This window comes from Scytonema hankhaensis NUACC26 (assembly GCF_045865695.1).
Taxonomy (GTDB): Bacteria; Cyanobacteriota; Cyanobacteriia; order Cyanobacteriales; family Nostocaceae; genus Scytonema.
Genome location: NZ_BAACAP010000196.1, coordinates 24,122 through 43,337, shown reverse-complemented (window position 1 = coordinate 43,337; position 19,216 = coordinate 24,122). Strand labels below are relative to the sequence as shown.

The 19,216-nt window shown below is 41.9% G+C and carries 24 protein-coding genes; 10 read left to right on the top strand and 14 right to left on the bottom strand.

The window, feature by feature from the left end:
• Positions 1-205: 205 nt before the first annotated feature.
• Positions 206-1,042, top strand: coding sequence for a class I SAM-dependent methyltransferase (locus tag ACKTT2_RS21610; RefSeq protein WP_407890497.1), 837 nt, complete (start codon positions 206-208; stop codon positions 1,040-1,042).
• Between the two features lie 133 nt (positions 1,043-1,175).
• Here the strand turns inward: ACKTT2_RS21610 and ACKTT2_RS21605 are convergent, their stop codons facing one another.
• Both ACKTT2_RS21605 and ACKTT2_RS21600 read right to left on the bottom strand, forming a co-directional pair.
• Complete coding sequence (locus ACKTT2_RS21605; RefSeq protein WP_407890496.1) at positions 1,176-1,577, bottom strand: fasciclin domain-containing protein; 402 nt, start codon at positions 1,575-1,577, stop codon at positions 1,176-1,178.
• A 290-nt stretch (positions 1,578-1,867) separates the two neighbouring features.
• The gene (locus tag ACKTT2_RS21600) at positions 1,868-2,905 is read right to left on the bottom strand and encodes an aliphatic sulfonate ABC transporter substrate-binding protein (protein ID WP_407890495.1); all 1,038 of its coding nucleotides are present in this window, start codon (positions 2,903-2,905) and stop codon (positions 1,868-1,870) included.
• Between the two features lie 326 nt (positions 2,906-3,231).
• Between ACKTT2_RS21600 and ACKTT2_RS21595 the strand changes: the two genes are divergently transcribed.
• Positions 3,232-3,792 carry an NUDIX hydrolase gene (locus ACKTT2_RS21595; protein ID WP_407890494.1) on the top strand — a complete coding sequence of 187 codons (561 nt, stop codon included), beginning with the start codon at positions 3,232-3,234 and terminating at the stop codon, positions 3,790-3,792.
• A gap of 72 nt (positions 3,793-3,864) precedes the next feature.
• Here the strand turns inward: ACKTT2_RS21595 and ACKTT2_RS21590 are convergent, their stop codons facing one another.
• Together ACKTT2_RS21590 and ACKTT2_RS21585 are read right to left on the bottom strand one after the other, a co-directional pair.
• Positions 3,865-4,125 (bottom strand): hypothetical protein, encoded by a 261-nt coding sequence (locus ACKTT2_RS21590; RefSeq protein WP_407890493.1) that lies wholly within the window; start codon positions 4,123-4,125, stop codon positions 3,865-3,867.
• Between the two features lie 28 nt (positions 4,126-4,153).
• Positions 4,154-4,564, bottom strand: coding sequence for a methyltransferase domain-containing protein (locus ACKTT2_RS21585; protein WP_407890492.1), 411 nt, complete (start codon positions 4,562-4,564; stop codon positions 4,154-4,156).
• 375 nt (positions 4,565-4,939) lie between these two features.
• Here ACKTT2_RS21585 and ACKTT2_RS21580 point away from each other — a divergent pair, with 375 nt between their 5' ends.
• Positions 4,940-5,794, top strand: a complete 855-nt coding sequence (locus ACKTT2_RS21580) for an HAD-IIB family hydrolase (RefSeq protein ID WP_407890491.1) — start codon at positions 4,940-4,942, stop codon at positions 5,792-5,794.
• A gap of 3 nt (positions 5,795-5,797) precedes the next feature.
• On the top strand, positions 5,798-6,004 hold the full coding sequence (locus tag ACKTT2_RS21575; protein ID WP_407890490.1) for a pyridoxine 5'-phosphate synthase: 207 nt from the start codon (positions 5,798-5,800) through the stop codon (positions 6,002-6,004).
• A 217-nt stretch (positions 6,005-6,221) separates the two neighbouring features.
• Here ACKTT2_RS21575 and ACKTT2_RS21570 read toward each other — a convergent pair whose 3' ends face one another.
• Together ACKTT2_RS21570 and ACKTT2_RS21565 are read right to left on the bottom strand one after the other, a co-directional pair.
• Entirely contained in the window at positions 6,222-6,584 is a 363-nt protein-coding gene (locus ACKTT2_RS21570) for a DUF5615 family PIN-like protein (protein ID WP_407890489.1), read from the bottom strand.
• A complete protein-coding gene (locus ACKTT2_RS21565; RefSeq protein ID WP_407890520.1) occupies positions 6,584-6,919 on the bottom strand; it encodes a DUF433 domain-containing protein in 336 nt (111 codons plus the stop codon). Before ACKTT2_RS21565 ends, ACKTT2_RS21570 begins: the two co-directional genes overlap by 1 nt.
• A gap of 460 nt (positions 6,920-7,379) precedes the next feature.
• On the opposite strand from ACKTT2_RS21565, the gene ACKTT2_RS52365 reads away from it, so the two are divergent.
• On the top strand, positions 7,380-7,472 hold the full coding sequence (locus tag ACKTT2_RS52365) for a hypothetical protein (RefSeq protein ID WP_500691391.1): 93 nt from the start codon (positions 7,380-7,382) through the stop codon (positions 7,470-7,472).
• Here the strand turns inward: ACKTT2_RS52365 and ACKTT2_RS21560 are convergent.
• Both ACKTT2_RS21560 and ACKTT2_RS21555 read right to left on the bottom strand, forming a co-directional pair.
• A complete protein-coding gene (locus ACKTT2_RS21560; RefSeq protein WP_407890488.1) occupies positions 7,444-7,674 on the bottom strand; it encodes a hypothetical protein in 231 nt (76 codons plus the stop codon). The genes ACKTT2_RS52365 and ACKTT2_RS21560 overlap by 29 nt on opposite strands.
• Positions 7,675-7,771: 97 nt before the next feature.
• The gene (locus ACKTT2_RS21555; protein WP_407890487.1) at positions 7,772-9,466 is read right to left on the bottom strand and encodes a M14 family metallopeptidase; all 1,695 of its coding nucleotides are present in this window, start codon (positions 9,464-9,466) and stop codon (positions 7,772-7,774) included.
• 972 nt (positions 9,467-10,438) lie between these two features.
• On the opposite strand from ACKTT2_RS21555, the gene ACKTT2_RS21550 reads away from it, so the two are divergent.
• The 4 genes from ACKTT2_RS21550 to ACKTT2_RS21535 all read left to right on the top strand — a co-directional run bounded on the left by ACKTT2_RS21550 (position 10,439) and on the right by ACKTT2_RS21535 (position 11,683).
• Positions 10,439-10,792, top strand: a complete 354-nt coding sequence (locus tag ACKTT2_RS21550) for a PadR family transcriptional regulator (protein WP_407890486.1) — start codon at positions 10,439-10,441, stop codon at positions 10,790-10,792.
• Between the two features lie 24 nt (positions 10,793-10,816).
• Positions 10,817-11,095 (top strand): hypothetical protein, encoded by a 279-nt coding sequence (locus ACKTT2_RS21545; RefSeq protein ID WP_407890485.1) that lies wholly within the window; start codon positions 10,817-10,819, stop codon positions 11,093-11,095.
• Between the two features lie 4 nt (positions 11,096-11,099).
• A complete protein-coding gene (locus ACKTT2_RS21540) occupies positions 11,100-11,339 on the top strand; it encodes an MBT domain-containing protein (protein ID WP_407890484.1) in 240 nt (79 codons plus the stop codon).
• A 116-nt stretch (positions 11,340-11,455) separates the two neighbouring features.
• Entirely contained in the window at positions 11,456-11,683 is a 228-nt protein-coding gene (locus tag ACKTT2_RS21535; RefSeq protein ID WP_407890483.1) for a hypothetical protein, read from the top strand.
• A 196-nt stretch (positions 11,684-11,879) separates the two neighbouring features.
• Here ACKTT2_RS21535 and ACKTT2_RS21530 read toward each other — a convergent pair whose 3' ends face one another.
• The 5 genes from ACKTT2_RS21530 to ACKTT2_RS21510 form a co-directional block, all read right to left on the bottom strand.
• Complete coding sequence (locus ACKTT2_RS21530; RefSeq protein WP_407890482.1) at positions 11,880-12,332, bottom strand: hypothetical protein; 453 nt, start codon at positions 12,330-12,332, stop codon at positions 11,880-11,882.
• A 116-nt stretch (positions 12,333-12,448) separates the two neighbouring features.
• The gene (locus ACKTT2_RS21525) at positions 12,449-13,417 is read right to left on the bottom strand and encodes a hypothetical protein (RefSeq protein ID WP_407890481.1); all 969 of its coding nucleotides are present in this window, start codon (positions 13,415-13,417) and stop codon (positions 12,449-12,451) included.
• Between the two features lie 34 nt (positions 13,418-13,451).
• A complete protein-coding gene (locus ACKTT2_RS21520) occupies positions 13,452-14,432 on the bottom strand; it encodes an aldo/keto reductase (protein ID WP_407890480.1) in 981 nt (326 codons plus the stop codon).
• 119 nt (positions 14,433-14,551) lie between these two features.
• Positions 14,552-15,313 carry a dienelactone hydrolase family protein gene (locus ACKTT2_RS21515; RefSeq protein ID WP_407890479.1) on the bottom strand — a complete coding sequence of 254 codons (762 nt, stop codon included), beginning with the start codon at positions 15,311-15,313 and terminating at the stop codon, positions 14,552-14,554.
• A 248-nt stretch (positions 15,314-15,561) separates the two neighbouring features.
• Positions 15,562-15,912, bottom strand: a complete 351-nt coding sequence (locus ACKTT2_RS21510) for an Inorganic pyrophosphatase (protein WP_407890478.1) — start codon at positions 15,910-15,912, stop codon at positions 15,562-15,564.
• 358 nt (positions 15,913-16,270) lie between these two features.
• On the opposite strand from ACKTT2_RS21510, the gene ACKTT2_RS21505 reads away from it, so the two are divergent.
• Positions 16,271-17,623: a selenium-binding family protein gene (locus ACKTT2_RS21505; RefSeq protein ID WP_407890477.1), complete on the top strand. Its 1,353-nt coding sequence runs from the start codon at positions 16,271-16,273 to the stop codon at positions 17,621-17,623.
• A gap of 184 nt (positions 17,624-17,807) precedes the next feature.
• Here the strand turns inward: ACKTT2_RS21505 and ACKTT2_RS21500 are convergent, their stop codons facing one another.
• On the bottom strand, positions 17,808-19,184 hold the full coding sequence (locus tag ACKTT2_RS21500; protein WP_407890476.1) for an LLM class flavin-dependent oxidoreductase: 1,377 nt from the start codon (positions 19,182-19,184) through the stop codon (positions 17,808-17,810).
• Between the last annotated feature and the right edge of the window lie 32 nt (positions 19,185-19,216).

Sequence of the window (19,216 nt, the reverse complement as noted above, 5' to 3'; positions counted from 1 at the left end):
ACCCTAAACAAAATTAGGGGCAAACAGTACTGAAAGCCCTAACAACGTGGTCTATTTACCTGAAAATCGATGTGAGTTAAGATTATAAGACTCACGAATGTGTGCTCTTGCTGTCTTGAAGATATGTAAACGTGAGTTCTTTGCAAAGAAACTGGGTTTCCACGAAAGTCTGAAAATTTTACTTGTCAATCATAAAAAGGAAAACATGACTCAACCATCACCTCATGCTTCTGTTCAATCGGCAACTGTTTCATTCGATCGCGTCTCTAATATTTACGACTCAACACGAGGACTACCTTCTGGTGTCTCCGAACAAATCACTGAAACTATTCTCAAAATAGTTTCACCTACACCAGATACTAAATTCTTTGAAACGGGTATTGGTACTGGCAGAATTGCTCTACCGATTATCCAAAAAGGCTATTCTTATACAGGTATAGATATTTCCGAAAAAATGCTAGATGAGTTACGTAGCAAGCTACAAGGCATCAATCATCGAGCCACATTGTATGCTGGTGATGCAACTAACTTACCGTTTAGCGAACGCTCCTTTGACGTTGCTATTACGGTACACGTATTTCATCTCATTGCTAATTGGCAAAAGGCACTAGCAGAAGTCCGACGAGTGTTAAAACCAGGAGGAATTTACCTTTACAGTCACGGACGTATGAATACTGCAACTGATATCACTCCGGCTCAGTTGGATTTTGAGGAACATTGGCGAAATATCCTTGCTAGCTATGGTCATCAAGTTACACGCTTTGGCGCAACGGAAGACGAAGTGTTGGCAACCCTACGCGAACAGGGTGCAACCTTAGAAACAGTTATACCAGCTAAATGGAGAGTTGATTTAACAGTAGGAGAATTACTTAAATGTTATGAAAACAGGATTTATAGTGCTTCTTGGTATATTCCAGAAGACATTTTTCCCCGTGCTATTCAAGATTTGCAAGAGTGGACTAAGCAGCGTTTTGGCTCTCTAGACTTTGATTTATCCCATGAAGCTAGATCCAAATTTACTGTAGTACGCAATTGGACGTGAACTGAAATATAAAAATCCCCGACTTCGCAAGAATTATCGGGGATCTTATAGCTCACGAGTGAAGGCGTTCGGCTTTGGTTGATTTGAAAGGTAGTTGCTATCCCCTTAGTAATTAACTATATGAGATGAACGCTTATGCAGGAAGCAACACTTTGTCAATGACATGGATAACACCGTTATCAGCAGTAACATCAGGTGTTGTAACTGTTGCATCATTCACCTTGACACCGTTAGAAGCATCTATTTTCACAGACGATCCTTCAACAGTCTTAGCTGAGTCTAGCTTAACTACTTCAGATGAAGTCACTTTGCCGGGAACAACGTGATAGGTCAAGATTTGTGTGAGCTTTGGAATATCTTGAAGTAATCCGTCTACTGTGCCTTCTGGAAGCTTAGCAAAAGCTTCATCTGTAGGCGCAAAAACAGTGAATGGACCAGCGCCTTTTAATGTATCTACTAAATTGGCAGCTTTAACTGCAGCAACTAGAGTGTTAAAAGAACCAGCATTAACAGCAGTATCAACAATGTCAGCCATGTGTTTCACCTGTTTTTTGGAATCTGTTAAATAGTGTAACATTGCCGAACCTAAAAATCTACAGTAAGTCGATAGGATTATAGTAAATGTTTTTTATACACCAACTTACTCATTTAAATTTACAAATCTAGGTTGGGTTTCACTTCGTTCAACCCAACCTAGACAAGATTTTTGAGTGTTGGGTTTCGTTCCTCAACCCAACCTACACCTCTCTACTCTTACAAATGACTAAGGACAAAAGACCAATGACCAATGACACTTTAATTTATGCTTAACTGAAAATCACCATATTAAGGTTTCCAGACCGCATCTTTAACCTGAAAAGTTTTTGGAATCAACTTTTGACTATAGAACAAATCAACGACTTGCTGTTGTTCGGCAACAAATTCATCTTTCATCTCAAACACACCAAAGTAAGGACGCTGCTTTAAAGCAAATTCCCATGCCTCTGGCTTATATTTAGTTTGGTCTGCTAGCAGTTTGGCAACCTGATTAGAATTTGCTTTTGCCCACTCTTCTGCATTCCGTTGCTCTTCCAAAATAATCTTCAATAGATCGGGATGATTTTTGGTGAAATTTTCCGTAGCGATGTAAAAGGCACGTTGAGGTGCCACATCTGAACCTCTGACTAACACACGCACAGTACCATTTAATTCTCTTGAAGCAAGATAAGGATCGCCAATAGGTAAGGCATCAATATTACCACCTTCAAAGGCAGTGGTGCTATCGGGAATATTCAGGTAAACAGGTTTAATATCATTCAATTTGAATTTTGCACTTGCTAAGGCTCTCAGCACAAAGTATTGCAATGCCGTTCCTTTCTGAATCGCCAATTTTTTGCCCCTTAAATCAGCAAGGGTTTTAATGGAAGAATTTTTAGGTACAATAATTGCTTGAGCACCTGCGTTAGAACCAGTCGCTGCAACATAAACAATCGGATTACCTCCAGCTTGAGCAAAAACAGGTGGTAGGTTTCCCACATTTCCAATATCAATACTGCCTGCTGCCATAGCCTCCATCATTGGAGGACCGCCTTGAAAAGAAATCCACTTGACTTGAATGCCTTGTGGGGTAAGCCGCTTTTCCAACAACCCCCGCGCCTTTAGTAAATTGAGACCGGGCGTACCATTTTGGTGACCAACATGAATCACCTTTAGGTTTGATGAAACACTGTTAGTTGGTGCTACTGTACTAGCACTATTGCTTTGCGAACTTTTTTGAGTGCTACAACCTGCTAAAATGAAAAGCCCTACTAACAAGCTTTTAGCGTAGGTGCGGAACGGCTTGTTCTTACAGATCGCCTGTAAGACATAGCGATGGATCTTCATGTTTATGTTATGTTAAACTACTGTAAATTTATCAAGTAATAGTATTTTGTTAATAATTTAAGACGCTACCATAGAAAACTAAAGAAAATCAAGTCTTACAGCAGTTTTCACCTAAATGAACCACACCATCTTCTTGTGGTACGGGCGAGGACGCCCGTACTAAATCGGAGGGCAGGGGAGAACACCCACCTTACAATGTAGCGCTTTTCACTTGAATCCAATACAATTCTTGTGGGGCAGTCATCTTGTCTGCCTAAAACGGGCGGGACGCCCGTTCCACAAGATCGTAGTATACAAATGCTTTTATCTGGGGATCGGAATAAGATATGTATGTTAGTCCGTGGAAAACGCTTGAATCCCGATACATTCATTCTGACAAATGGCTCACACTTAGAGCGGATCGCTGCCTAACACCTGAAGGGTATACTATCGATCCATACTACGTCATAGAGGCGAAAGAATGGGTTAATATCTTCGCCATTAACAAACAGTATGAAGTTCTCATAACACGACAATATCGACATGGGGCTGGAGTTGTCTGTTATGAGCTTCCTTGCGGCGAGGTCGAGGAAACGGACATGTCTGTGGTTGAGGCAGCAAAGAGGGAATTGTTTGAAGAAACAGGTTGTGAGGCTGCTCGTATTGAACTTGTTGGGTCAAGCTTCGCGAACCCTGCGCGGCAAACTAACCGAGTTCATAGCTTCATTTGCTACGATACCACTACTGTAAGAGAACCATCGCCCGACGATAATGAAGTGTTGGATTTTCAGTTCATTGCGATCGACGAACTTTTCAAATTAATCGAGGATGGTACTTTCTCACAATCGTTACACCTAGCAAGCGTATTTCTCGCGCTACGTCGGATGAAAGCAACTGAGTATCTTTGATGACTGGTGATGTCTCATGGGCAACAATTACAGCTTTTCATATTTCTAGTGGCTGTTGCTAAAAGTGAGATGTTAGTAAATATCACTTTTTATCCCGCTTGCATAAATAAAATAGTTATCTGTGACCTTAACATCTGCTTGAAATCCCGCTTGTATTAACAAGTGATTAAGCTGTTCGAGAGAATAAAAAATTTTGACTATCTTAAACTCTTGGTCATCATTTAATTTTCTGGTAATGTAAATATTTCTGTCATTTTCTAAAACATGATTTTTAGCTGTTGATGTAGACTCGAAGCAAGAGTCAACGATAAAGACTTGTCCGTCAGTACGCACCGCTTTATAGACTTTTTTCAAAAATGAGTCAACTAAATTTGGTGGTACATGAGAAAGCCAAAAGGAGAAAAACACTCTTATCGTACTCAGTATCGGGTTCCCAATTAAATAAATCGATTTGCTGATATTCAACGTTCGCAGCACCTAATTTACTGCGATTAACCTCAATCACTTCACTAGAAGCATCAAGAGCAGTAATTTTCTTGCCAATCTTTAAAAGTTCCTGAGTCCAAATTCCCGTACCACATGCTAACTCTAGAACGTGTTCTACATTCCCAATTTGGTACAAAGCATTTCTGATGACAGCAGCTTCGTTAAACCAACGCTGGTTGATTTCTTCTCCGCGATTGTAACGTCCAATTCTGTAGAACCATTCGTCGTATTCGTTAGCTCTTGCACTGTAGTAAGCAATTTGTTCCTGAATAATACTATCTGTCATTGTTTGAAAATAAAGAGTAGGGAGGAGTTGTTAAATATGCGCTCGCGATCGCTACTGTCTTGAAATAGGAGACAGCGCTTAGGGGTGAGCTAAGAGGAATTTTCACGATGCTCCCAATGCAATTTTTTTTATCGAGATGCCTAATCTTTTGCGGAAAAGTTTAGTAATAACTGTGTCGATTATTATTTTACCTGAATTTTAAAAAAAATTTATCTGCTTAAAATAAATTAACTTGATAAAAAAACCGTATTTAAAGTTAAAGGAGCTTTTTTATCTGGGAGAGATACCGAGTTCTCTTATATATTACGGTTAATCTTGTAATATAACGGAGATTAAGGTATAATTTTACTTTCAATCAGTATCTCCAGTTAGTTTATGAAGACTGTCTATGTTTCAGATTTAGACGGTACATTGCTTGGAAATAATGCAATTCTTTGTTCGTTTAGTAAAAAAGTCCTTCACAAACTTTTAGAGCGAGGATTACAGTTTACTGTAGCAAGTGCGCGGAGCGTTGTCTCTATGCAAGTGATGCTGAAGGGTTTGAATTTCCGTCTCCCGGTTATCGAATTTAATGGTGCTTTTATTTCTGATTTTGATTCTGGCAAACACGAAATCATTAATTCTATTTGTCCTGACGTGGTTGAAAGTATCTACAAAGTGATTCTTGAGTTCGGCTGTGTTCCGTTTGTATCTAGTTTTAATGGCACAGAAGATTGCGCCTATTATAAAGATGTTATCAACGATGGTATGCGTTGGTACCTCAACGATCGCCTAACAAACAAAGATCGAAGATGGCGAGCCATTGAAGATTTAACGCATTCTTTCCGCGATCGAATCGTTTGTCTAACGGTGATTGGTCACGCACAACAACTACTTGAACTTCAAAGTGCGATTATTGAAAAACATGGAGCTAGCGTAGAGACACACTCGATCGAGAACCAATACTCTCCTGGGTGGTACTGGTTAACAATTCATGACTACAAAGCTACTAAAGACCAAGCTATTCAGACTCTGGTCGAGAATTATGGGTTAAGGGAAAGTGAGATTGTGGTCTTTGGAGATCAAATTAATGACATCAAAATGTTTAAAATTGCTGACCGTGCTATTGCTGTTGCTAACGCAGATGCTGAACTGAAGCGTTACGCGACACTAGTCATTGGCTCAAACACAGAAGATAGCGTTGTTAAATACATTCATCAGGATTTTTGCGAAAGAATTATAGCTAATTAAATTATGACTCAGCTAAGTGTAAATGTAAATAAAGTTGCTCTACTTAGAAATGCCCGAAATATTGGACGACCGAGTGTTATTTCTGCTGTAGAAACATGCATTAGAGCAGGTGCACATGGCATTACGGTGCATCCACGTCCAGAGCGGCGACATATTAAATTTTCAGATGTGTATGAGCATTTTGCAAGAATTGGGGGAGTTGTAAGGTAAAGCAAATTCAAAAAATGTAGTTCGGGAAAAGAGTTGATTGCTAAAGGTTTTGAGTTAGATGTTGAATTAACAACAGCGTAAGAAGTTACGAGGAGCAAGGATTACAGAAGTCAAAGCAGTTATCAGGGTTGACAAAAGACAGGAGATGTGGGTCAAAAGAAAATTCATGTATAATTAGTTACACAGAACGGATGTGGTGATAAGAGGAATGATACAGTCAAATCAAGGGTAGATATTCAATTCGATCTTGGTATTCATTCTCAAACGTAGCCCCCGCAATAATAATCAATTCTTCTACCGTTTGTCCAATACTTTGGTTTGGATCGATGGTAAAAATACCAGGAATATGGCGACCATTAGCCAAATGGTCAGCCAAATGTCTGGGCATTGACTTACGGTTGTTCGTCACCAAAATAAATTCATTGGTTTCACACCAAATCAAAATCTCTGGATCTGGAGTGCCCTTGGGTGGTACATCCAAATCTCCAACGATCCGCACGACTAAATCAGGATTACGCCGCACAAGTTGGGAACGATATGCCGGATTGAGATGTTCATCCAACAGATACTGGATTGCCATTAGCTTTCCTGTAACTGCTTTGGAATGTTTTCTTGCCGCATCAGCCGAAACCTTATTCTTGCAGGAGATGGATTGCGCTGTTGTTCAGAGCGCAGGTTCCTTGAAAATTCTAACCAATCTGCCAGATACGCATCAACTTTTGACCGAGCGTGCAAGTAATACAAAATCGTGGCGTAAACTTGTTCCAAGGTCACCGTATGAAATTGTTCGGCAATTTCTTCTGGTGTTTTGCAGCGATAGATGTACTCGTAAAGAATACTCTCAATTCCAATGCGTGTTCCTTTGAGTCGGATGTCGTCGGGTGCAAGCACGTTGAAATACTCTTCTAGTTGCATGAAGCCAGACTCCTCAAATGAACATTCCACTTCAATTATAGAAGACACCAGGAAACCTTTCCATGAACGCACCTTTTGTCACATTCACAGTTCAACTACATTTACCCTAGCATGAAACGATTAATCTGCCTCTTTAATTAGACCTTTGAGTTTCTCATAGGCTACAACCTGCTAAGATGAAAAGCCCTAGTAACAGGCTTTTAGCGTAGGTGCGGAACGGCTTGTTCTTACAGATCGCCTGTAAGACGTAGCGATGGATTTTTATGTTTATGTCATGTTAAACTACTGTAAGTTTATCCAGTAATCGTACTTTATTAATGATTTAAGACGCTACCATAGAAAACTACGGAAAATCAAGTCTTAGCTCGTGCAGTGACAATTCCAGCGATCGCGTTGGAAAGTCGAACCGATCGCGATGTGATAGTACACAAATGCTTTTTCTGGGGATCGGAATTAAGATATGTATGTTAGTCCGTGGAAAACTCTCGAATCCCGATACATTCATTCTGACATATGGCTCACACTTAGAGCCGATCGCTGCCTAACACTTTAAGGGTTGTGAGGCGGCTCGTATTGAACTTGTTGGGTCGAGCTTCGCGAACCCTGGGCGGCAAACTAACCGAGTTCATAGCTTCATTTGCTACGATACTGCTACTGTAACAGAACCATCGCTCGACGAGGATGAAATGTTGGATTTTCAGTTCATTGCAATGGACGAACTGTTCAAATCGATCGAGGATGGTACTTTCTCGCAATCGTTACACTTAGCAAGCGTATTTCTCGCGCTACGTCGGATGAAAGCAATTGAGTGTCTTTAATGACTGGTGATGTCTTATATATTTTCTTCCCTCCCTATAAAGGCTGCAAAGTCACCTTAGCGGATACAAATCCGGCACGCTCATGACGAGCTGATAATTTGACTGTACCACCTTGGGTAGATTGGACAACCCATTCCACCTTCCCCCTATCTAGGGTAGAGTCTGCTACCCGCCGAATAGGAGATGAAGAAGGCTTATAAGCGCGTCCTTCTAATTGACCTAAATCTTCACGCGGCTGACCGACTTCTAAAGTTGCACCAGCAGGTAATTCAATTTCACAAATACAACCCTGCACTAGCTTTTTCTCTAAAGCTTTTTCAGTCACGTAAGTGGGTAGCCAACCTGTGTTATGTATCACCAGTCTAACTCGATAGGTTCCATTACCCAAGTCATGAACACTCGCTTCGTAAATCTCTAAGCAGGGAGAAATGAGTAAGTGCCAAACTAACCAGTCTGGAAAACAGGAAATTTCCTTCTCTAGAAACTCTGGTGGTGGATTAGACCAAGCATACATAATATCCCAACCACCAAGTTCGACTTGACCAAGTTGGGGATGATCGAACGGATACCAGTCAATATAGCCTTTTCCTGCTAGTTTTTCATCGCTCCAGCGTAAAAGCTTAAGGTCATCTTCTAGAGGATGTTCTTGATTCCATTCAATATATTTATACTCAGTAATTCCTGCTTGGCGCTGGGGGCTCCAAATTTCCACTGTCCAGCCAAATATACCTAGATGTTCGTAAACCCAATCATGAAAAGTACCACCAATGAAGCCTTTGGGATCGTAGCGAAACTCATGAAATGCGGAAATAGCTGGGTAATCAGTTAGTTCAGTGCCTTTTTTACCAATGTGCTTATAGGTACGTAAGTCTTTAACAGATAGTTCCTCATCGCTTTGGTAGCTATAGGCACGAATTAAAACACCACTGAAGGTGTGGAAGGTCAGAGCTCCTGTAATGTTGGGATGGGTGGTGATAAATTGTACGATCGCTCGCACTTCCGGTTCAGAAGTTGGATAAGGTCCTGCCCCTACCTGCTGATACTCTTGACGCCACTTATTGGGAAAATTGCGGTTCAAATCCAGCCCCTCTTTAGCTGGCTGGACTCGAATCTGAACTCCATCATAATTTTTTATACTACCTTCCGGTAAGACTCGGTAATATTGACCTCCTATTTCGGTTGGCTCGCGAGGTACTAATAGACGTGGTTCGGTTGGGCAGACTTTCCAAGCTCCATTAGGATCGGGAATTCGCATCAGCAAGATCCGGCGATCGCCATCTATATCTTCAACGACTAATCCGCTGTTTTCTTCGCGATCGTAGGGGTATGGACGGGTGCTAGAGCGAATAAATCTTGGCTGATTAGCTAATGCTAACTCAGAACCATCAGTATTAATGCGAGGGCAAATGTAGAAGACACGAGTGTCCAGACAACGAGTAATATCTGGGTGGGTTCCGTAGCCCGTCACAAATGTTTGTAGTAAGTACAGACAAGCACTTGATGCGGCTAGTTCAGTTGCATGGATATTTCCATCAACCCAGAGAGCAGGTTTTTGGAGATCGGAAAGAGTAGCAAAATTCGTGACTTTCATCAGCCAGATGTCACGGTTTTCGTAACTCTTACCGATACTTTCTATTGTGACCAGATGGGGAAACTCTTGAGCATAATCGTGTAAAATACGTGTTAAATCTTCGTAATTGTAATATTTATCAAACCGAACATTAGGCATAGCGATCGCAACTTTTCAGGAGTATTGCGTAATCGTAGGTAACTAATGATTGAGTGACCAGTTTCCTACATTCCTCAGCTTATAGTTTACTACCCAGGAGGCTTTCTCACCACCATATTTCTTAGGTACGTTTAATCAGCTATCACTGTACAAAGACTTTCCCGATGCCATATAGGGAAAAATATGAAATCCTGCCATTGCTATAGTTTGTTTAGGGACTTCAAAATAAAAAAATAACCAACTTTCTCTTGTGGTACGGGCTTCTAGCCCGTTCTTTATGAGTGACGGGCTAGAAGCCCGTACCACAAGATGGATAATTATTTCTTAGACATCCCTTATAACTGGAGTTTAGACTAAAACATGAAAAACGACCTGACTTTTCACGGCATCTGGAAAACGCCATTTTGAGCTTTTCTCAAACCATGATTTTTACGTTAAACATTTTCATTAACTTAGAGCTATTGAGAATTAGCCTGTGGAAAAAGTCACGTTGTTTTGCAGTTTGAGGACTTCCCGTGAAAAGTCAGGAAAAACGACCCAGCACGGCTCTCATTAATAAGAGACTTGCCAAAAGTGTGAACAAGTTTTGATATTAAACCGCAACAGATGGCTCTTTGCGTGGCTTACTTAGTCTTTTTTAACAGTTGGATAGAAGGTTTTACGGAAACGAGGCTTTCCTAATTTCCAGCCTGGTGACAATCCTTTGAGGTTTAGGTGGAGGTTTTATCACGGTCATTATCTAGCCCGTGACTGAAAATTTGCTGTATCTCCTCCTGTGTAAGCACTTTCGCCCTACCGTGCCTGTTGACTTTCATCGCTCCACTGTAAACCCTGTGTTACAGGGTACAACTAATGCAACCTCCAACAATATCCTTCTCTACGTCTAGAGGAATAAATTTTATATAGTTTTATAGTTTTATATGTTTGTCTAATACTATAGAAAATGTAAACTATACCTCACTATATCAGGATATGGGCAAAAACTGGGATGAAACAGATGGAGTAAAGATTTCAGCCTTAGAAGAAGACATTCTTACTCTGCTAGGGCAATGGAAGATGTATGGACTTGAAATTTTGGAGGGTTTGAATGAAGGTAGACCAATCCCGATAGGATTTGGCAGTTTATACCCTACTTTAAACAGGCTTGAAAAAAAAGGACTCATTACTTGGAAATGGGGTAATGAACAAGATGACACAGGTGGTGCAAGACGCAAATATTACAAAGTAACAGGACTTGGAGCTAATGCACTTACAGAAGTTCAAGTGTATCGAGGACAATTAGCCAATCGTGCTGCACAGAGTCAACCTAGTTTTGAGGGAGCTTAAGTAAATGCAACCTCTAAACACCTTTTGGAAGGTAATCAGAAAAATACCTTATTTAAATCATATATTGCTGAGGCTGCTGCTGTGGAGGCGGGAGTGGTGGGAACTGGAGATCTGGAAGCGGGATCTGCGGGAGCTGCAGAAGCTGCGGGCTCTGAAGCTGCGGGATCTGGAGCTGCGGGAGCTGAAGCTGCGGGATCTGCTGAAGCTGCGGGAGATGCGGAAGCTGCAGGAGATGAAGTTGCGGGAGATGGATCTGTCGGAGTTGCGGAAGCTGCGGGAGATGGAGCTGGATCTAATTTCTAATCTAATGACACAAAAGTCATCAGTAGAAATAAAACAGAAAAGTCATATAAAAGGCTGGGTAACTAACATTATTCCAGAGGACTGGTGTGGGGAACTAGAAGTTTTACGCTATACATGGTTCCAGCAGGATAAAGGTGAATTTTGGATTGAAATTATGACTAGATTTCACTTACTTACAATGTTCAAAGCTTGTCTTCAAATCAAAGTAGAAAATAAATGGCTTTTCAAAAGAAAGCAAGGTTGAAGAATTCAATAGCCTCTAGCTGACTGGTACTCAACTAGAGGCTATCAATAGAGTTTGTCCAATTTTCTTTGACTGGTACTCAACCAAAAATTTCAACAACCTACGGAGAATAGATTATGAAAGAACGAAAAACTAACGCTTCTAACAAAAGCGTCAACACTCCTATTTTAGGAGAAAATTCCTCTGACTCAAACAAATCGCAAAAACCCGATGAGAACTCTGACAAGAAACCACCGCAATGGGATTGGCGAGAACTAGTTAGAACAATGAGGGATGTAGGTTCTATAGCTACAGTAGTCCTCACTCTAATTAAAATTCTCCAAGAATTAGGTTTAATACTTTAGTGAGAGTTAAAGTTCAACTTTATCCCTGTATCACAGCCTATACCTGATGTGGCACTGGTAAAATGAAAAAAGTCCCTCGTGTAGAAGGACTTCTATATTTTGGATTAGAAACTGGTAGTCTTTGTGGATTGCCAGTTTTTAATTTTGAGGCGGACTGCTACCACCGTTGCGGTCTCGTAAGTAGTCTAGTATTTGATTAACAGTACTCTTGAATCTTGCGGTACTGTTCAAGTAATCGGGTCTTATCCTCACTGGTGATGGTCTTAGCTTTATCGAGCCAGATACCAGCGTTAGCCTGTGTTGGTAATTGAAAGTGAACTTCGGTAGTGTACCTTGCAAGGAATTGGCGAAAGCTGCTAACTGTTCTTGTGTATTGTGTGGGAGTAGTTCGTCCTCTGTTAATCCTGGATTGCGTCTGGTTGCAAAGATAATTGGTGATAGATTGAATTTTATCTTCGGTAGCTTTTATTAGTGAATCGTGTTTCTCGCTATAAGCAATACCAAGTCCAGTACAAATTAGAGCAGATGTTGTACCACCAACACCTACAGTTAATGCAAGACTCTTCTGCCATCCCTGTGGTAAGTGCGATCGCGCTCGACCATCCGAGTGGGCGTGCAAGCGCGAACGTTGCCAGGATGCCTGCAACAACCACAGACTCCCCTTCGCTTTTTTATACCTATACTCAATTTTCGCTTTTTAGTACAATTGAACTGCTATGGCAGTGAGTACCGACTTTTAGTCTAAACTCCAGTTATAACAACCACCTAACCAATAATCACCCAGTAGAAACCATCAGGTGCTACCAACCCAAATGAAGGTTCGTTAAACTCGTTCTTGACAATGGGTGTAACATGAGTGGCGTTGCTATTAGAGACACGTTGGTGAAAGTCTTGAATGTTTTCAACTTGATATGTAAATAAACTCAAACCTTGCGAACCTGGTTGGGAGTATTCCCGTCGATCTGGTGTAGAGTAAACGGGAGTATAAATTTGCAGGACGCCTGCAATGTCTTTTGGCGAAGAAAACACCGATAGATAAAACTCTTGCCCGTCTTCAAGTATTAATGTTTGCCGTGTTGAGGGATTTTGATAGCCCGAACGCTTACTATTGATTTCACTAGGTATGAGTCCAAAAACTTCTGTGTAAAAAGAAGTCAGATAATGGTCATTACTCACTAAACTAGAGTGAGTTCCTTCGCTGACTTTTAAAGGAGAACTAGAAGCGATCGCTCCATAACCAGGACGAGTATAGTTGTATCTTTGAAAAAAAGCCTGCCGCGTTTCCCTACCAATAACGAACATTTCTCGCACACCAGCAAAGCGATTGTACAAGCCTGTCCCTTGATTGCCAAAACCTTCAATACCACGGATTGGTTCGGTGTAAATCCAATCACTACCGTTAGCGTTTTCATCAGTAAAAGCATCAGCAAGAGTGTAAATATCTTGCGTGAGGGAAGCAAACCAACGACTTCCCACAACCACCGGCAATGTTTTCTCTAAACCCGAGTTACGTAGTTGCGTCCATAACATAACCCGCACCAATCCATGTGTTGCAAAATCTCCATTTTGCAGCCGCCATGAAGTTAACTCTGCTGAATGCTGATACAATACCTCTGCTTGGTTTGCACTCAATTGTCCCTGCTGGATTGGTTGATAACCAAACTCAGCCCAATATTTCAGGGTAGTGGTAGCATCTATTGTGCCAATGCAATTTTCAAAAATTCCACTAATCATTTAGCAAAAGCCCAGTGAGTGTCAAAAGAACTGCTTAGCGATGTCCTAAGATAGGATGGGGTTTGTAGAGTTCCTCTAGGAACTTCCGCTCTTCTTCAGAAAGAACCAAGTCTATAGCCTCAACAGCTTCTTTAAGATGTTCTATCTTACTAGCACCAATAATAGGAGCCGTCACTCCTGGTTGGTGTAACAACCAAGCTAGAGCAATTTGTGCTGGTTTAACGCCACGTTTTTGAGCCAACTCCACAACGCGAGCGACGATTTGAAAATCGGACTCTTGATAGTAGAGATTATGAGCGAACTCGTCGGTTTTCGCCCGTATGGTTCCACCCCGATCTTGTTGAGCGCGATTTCCAGCAAGAAAACCTCGCGCCAAAGGACTCCAGGGAATAATCCCAATGCCCTCAGCGCGAGATAAAGGCAACACTTCTCGTTCTTCTTCCCGATAAACTAAGTTGTAGTGGTTTTGCATCGAGACGAAGCGAGTCCAACCATGTTTATCTGCTAGGTAAAGCGCTTTGGCAAATTGCCATGCGTACATACTCGAAGCACCAATGTAACGAGCCTTACCCGACTTCACAACATCATGCAGTGCCTCTAGGGTTTCCTCAATCGGCGTCTCGTCGTCCCAACGATGAATTTGGTATAAATCTACGTAGTCTGTTTGTAACCTTTGTAAGGACGCATCAATGCTGTCAAAAATATGTTTGCGGGACAATCCGCGATCGTTGGGACCATCACCCACTTTGTTATAGACTTTGGTAGCAATAATAACTTGGTCTCTTTTGGCAAAATCTTTGAGCGATCGCCCTACTATTTCTTCACTGACACCCAAGGAGTAAACATCGGCAGTATCAAAGAAATTAATTCCTAACTCTAAGGCGAGTTTGATAAACGGACGGCTTTCTTCTTCTTCGAGTACCCATTCTCGCCATTTACGAGAGCCATATGTCATTGTGCCTAAGGATAGGCGCGATACTTTTAGTCCAGTTTTACCAAGGTTAACGTATTTCATGCGGTTATCTTTATCAACTTAATAATGCAGTATATAGCGGTTCTTGCTTGGGTGCAGTACGTAAAAAAGTTATGGAACCGCAGATGCACGCGGATGCACGCAGATGAAAACTGCTATACTTACACTGCTGTCTGAAGTTCCTTTTGAAATAGTTCTTTAACTTTGCTCCAAGCATCAGCCGCAGCCTCTGCATTGTAACTACTACGATGGTTACAGAAAAAACCATGCTCTGCAGGATAGCGGAAGATTTGATGAGGAATTTGATACTTTGCTAACTCTGCTTCAATTTGTTCTGTTTGTTCTTGGGGAATGCCTTTGTCTTGAGTGCCAAAGAAGGCGTAGAGAGTTCCTTTGATATCTGGGGTACGAGTGATAGTAGGCGCATCACCGCCCGGAGTGGAATTTGTAATCCCACCACCATAAAAGGAAGCTGTAGCTTTGATCTCAGGTAGTGTTGCAGCTAAATAGACAATATGTCCTCCAAAACAAAAACCAATAGAGCCGATCGCATTAACATTCACATTTGGCAGAGTTTTAAGTTTTGCGATCGTTGCTTGAATGTCGCTTAATATCTCACTTGCTGTGGTTTGTTCTTTGTATTTTCTACCAAGCTGGATGTCTTCGGGAGTGTAACCAGTTTCAAAACCTGGAGCAGTTCGTTGAAAGATTGCAGGTGCGATCGCGACATAACCCTCCTTAGCAAACCTTTCTGTCACTTCTCGGATGTGAATGTTTACGCCAAAAATTTCTTGAACTACGATTATTGCTGAGAAGCGTCCTTCACCTGAAGGTTCCGCCAAATAAGCATCTATTTGCAAACCGTTATTAGGGATTTTAACGTAAGAAGTGCGAATTGCTGCATCTATTGCTGTATTTGTCATCTTTGTGGTGGTTTGGGGTTTTTTACATCTTCCTTAAATAGTACTTCATGTTTATCATTTTACCGTATTTTTAATGAAGGAGGCTGATTTAGAGATTTAATCTCCCGTTTATAGCAATTCCCAATTCCGTGAGGTATACCAAAAAAATAATTAACCGCACCCTGTAGCAGATGCACGCAGATAAATTTCGGATAAATCTATTACTTCCACACCTATGTTAGTGCGGTTGAAGTTGTTAGAGGCGACATCTAGTCGCCACGTTTCAATAGTATTGCTGATTGTGAACCAGTGTTGTGAATGCTAAGAATGTCTTGAGCTTCCTGAGACGTACAACCTAGAAGTATCTTTATTTCTGAATCCTTCTTTTCAGAATCTATACAACATATGATACCAGTTACTTTTCTCTCAGATAAGCTTCCCAACCAGACATCAATACCGTCTTCATCTCCAGAGCTAGTGTTTTCCAGATTTCCATAATCGAGTGGATAAACAAAAAAAGAATACCGTGGATGTGGTGTTCCTTTTGGGCGGTCTATTTTTAAATTACAACTAGCTACAAGCTGCTCAAGTCTGAGCCAGAAATTATTATTTTTATTCACTGATTCTACTTAAAAAAAATAAGCTCAAACCTTGCGAACCTGGTTGGGAGTACTCCCGTCGGTCTGGTGTAGAGTAAACGGGAGTATAAATTTGCAGGACGCCTGCAATGTCTAGTTTCACGCACCAGGAGCAGTCTGTTGAAAGATTGCAAGTGCGATAGGGCTTAAGCCGATAAGCGAAGCTTATCGCTACATACCCCCTCCTTAGCGAACCCTTCTGTTACTTGGTGTACTCGTCATCTTTTGTGGTGGTTTGGAATTTTTGACATCTTCTCTTATATAATACTTCATATCTATCATATTACTGTGCTTTTAATTCAGTAGGCTTGTTTACTAACGTACTTCGAGATCTAAAGATATGGCTCATGCTTGTTGTGGTCCGGGTTACGCTTCTCCAGAAGCAGCGATCAAAGCAGATCGCGAAAAAATACTCTATACAATTGCACTTTATACAGGTACAAATATTCAAGAGCCAGATTATTTAGCAACTATAGACGTTGACCCTAATTCCCCAACTTACTCCCAAATTATCCATCGCCTACCAATGCCTTACATTGGTGACGAACTGCACCATTTTGGGTGGAATGCATGTAGCTCTTGTCACGACGACACTAGTAAATCCCGACGATTTTTGGTGATTCCTGGTTTACGCTCTAGCAGAATTTACATTGTTGATACAGCAGATGCCAAAGCGCCAAAACTTCATAAAGTCATTGAACCCGAACAAATCAAGGAAAAAACTAACCTCAGCGCCCCCCATACCGTACACTGTCTGGCTGATAGTCACGTCATGATTTCAATGTTGGGTAACAGCGAGGGGAATGGTCCTGGTGGTTTTCTGTTATTGGATGAAAATTTTGAAATTGCTGGGCGCTGGGAACACAAAGCTGATGGTATGCGCTTTAATTATGACTTTTGGTATCAGCCCCGTCATAATGTTATGGTGAGCAGTGAGTGGGGCGCACCCAAAACGTTTTATCCCGGCTTCGATCTTAACGATGTGACGGCTGGAAATTACGGTCAGCAGCTGCATTTTTGGGATTGGTCTAAACATGAAATTATTCAAAGTGTTAACTTGGGCGAGGAGGGGTTAATTCCTTTAGAAGTCCGGTTTCACCATAACCCTGATAGCACTCACGGATTTGTTGGTGCAGCACTGAGTAGCAACGTTTGGCACTGGCACAAGTCTAACGGTCATTGGGATGTGAAAAAAGTCATTGACATTCCATCACAAGAAGTGGAAGGGTGGCCTATTCCCGTACCATCGTTAATTACCGATATTTTACTTTCAATGGACGATCGCTATGTCTACTTTTCCAACTGGCTACACGGAGACATTCGTCAATATGATATCACCGATCCCTTCGCTCCCAAACTCACAGGTCAAGTTTGGTGCGGTGGCTTACTAGGTAAAAGTAGTGAAGTTCGGGGCAAAAAGCTAGTTGGCGGACCGCAGATGCTGCAATTAAGTCTTGATGGCAAACGGCTGTATGTCACCAACTCCCTATTTAGTACCTGGGACAATCAATTTTATCCTGACTTATCCAAGGGTGGTTCATACTTATTGCAGGTTGACTGCGATACTGAAAACGGAGGATTAAAAATCAACGAGAACTTTTACGTTGACTTTGGCAAAGAACCAAAAGGTGCATCTCGCGCTCATGAGATGCGTTATCCTGGTGGCGATTGCACTTCCGATATTTGGGTTTGAAAAAAGATTGTCATTAGTCATTAGTCATTTGTCATTGGTAAGGATTTCTAGCATCTTTAAATTTTGTCAAGTAGTTATGTTTATTTCTACCTAACTACTTGCCTCTTAATAGCTTTAAATCAAGCCATTATTATTCCATTACTTATCCGCGTGCATCTGCTACAGGGTGCGGTTCCTTAATCATTTAATATACTGCACCCAGTTGAAAATCCCTGTAATCCACAGACTCATTTGTAGTCTCAAAGAAGCGATTAACAGGGCGGACGAGTCCCAGATTTTCCCGTAACGTCTTGCCCTCATATTCCTGACGAAAGATCCCACGTCGTTGGAGTTCTGGCACAACCTTGTCAACAAAATCATCCAACCCTTCAGGAAGAAAAGGAAATATGACATTGAAGCCATCAGAACCCTCCTCAGTCAGCCATTGCTCCATTTCATCAGCGATAGTTTGGGGAGTACCAACAAACGCCAGCCCACCATAACTGCCGATGCGTTGAGCTAGCTGTCGAATAGTCAGATTCTCGCGTTGCGCCAGTGCGATCGTTCGTTCTCGCCCGCTATGACTGCCGTTAGTGTGCGGGATTTCAGGCAAAGGTCCATCCGGATCGAAGCCGGAAACATCATAGCCAAGTGCAATATTTAGGCTAGCTATTCCACTGTCATAGTGTATTAAGCTGTCCAAATGTGTACGCTTGGCACGCGCCTCTGCAACGGTTTCACCCACAATGACTAAAGCACCTGGAAGAATTTTAATGCTTTCTGGGTCGCGTCCGCTCGCCCGCGCTCGCCCTTTAATATCTGCAAATAAAGCCTTACCTGCCTCCAAATTACCAGCAGGTGCAAATACAGCTTCGGCAGTTTCGGCAGCTAATTGCCGTCCTGCTTGAGAGGCACCCGCCTGGACGATGACTGGCCAACCTTGGACAGGTCTAGCGATGTTCAATGGTCCCCGTACCGAGAGATGTTTTCCCTTATGACCTAAAACGTGAAGTTTTGCAGGATCGAAATAAATTCCTGATTCCACATCTCGGATAAACGCATCGTCAGCGAAGGAATCCCAAAGACCTGTTACAACATCATAGAATTCCCTAGCCCTGAGATAGCGTTCGTCATGCTCTAGCTCTTCTTCCAAACCGAAGTTGAGAGCTGCATCTGGATTGTATGTGGTAACAATGTTCCATCCGGCGCGACCGCCACTGATGTGGTCTAGAGAGGCAAAGCGGCGAGCAACGTGGAAAGGTTGATCGTAGGTTGTGGAAGCGCTGGCTATCAACCCAATACGTTCGGTAACACTTGCGAGGGCAGAAAGCAGGGTGAAAGGCTCGAAAGAGGTGACGGTGTGACTGCGCTTGAGCGCATTAATCGGCATATTGAGAACCGCCAAATGATCTGCCATAAAGAATGCGTCGAACTTGCCCTGCTCTAGTTTTTGGATAAATCGTTTCAATGCTGGAAAGTTAAAATTAGCATCAGGCAAAGCTCCAGGATAGCGCCAAGCACCTGTATGTATGCTGACAGGACGCATGAAAGCGCCTAGTTTCAATTGCTTCTTACTGCTCATTAGCCCTCCGTATGCATGGTCTTGAATAATTC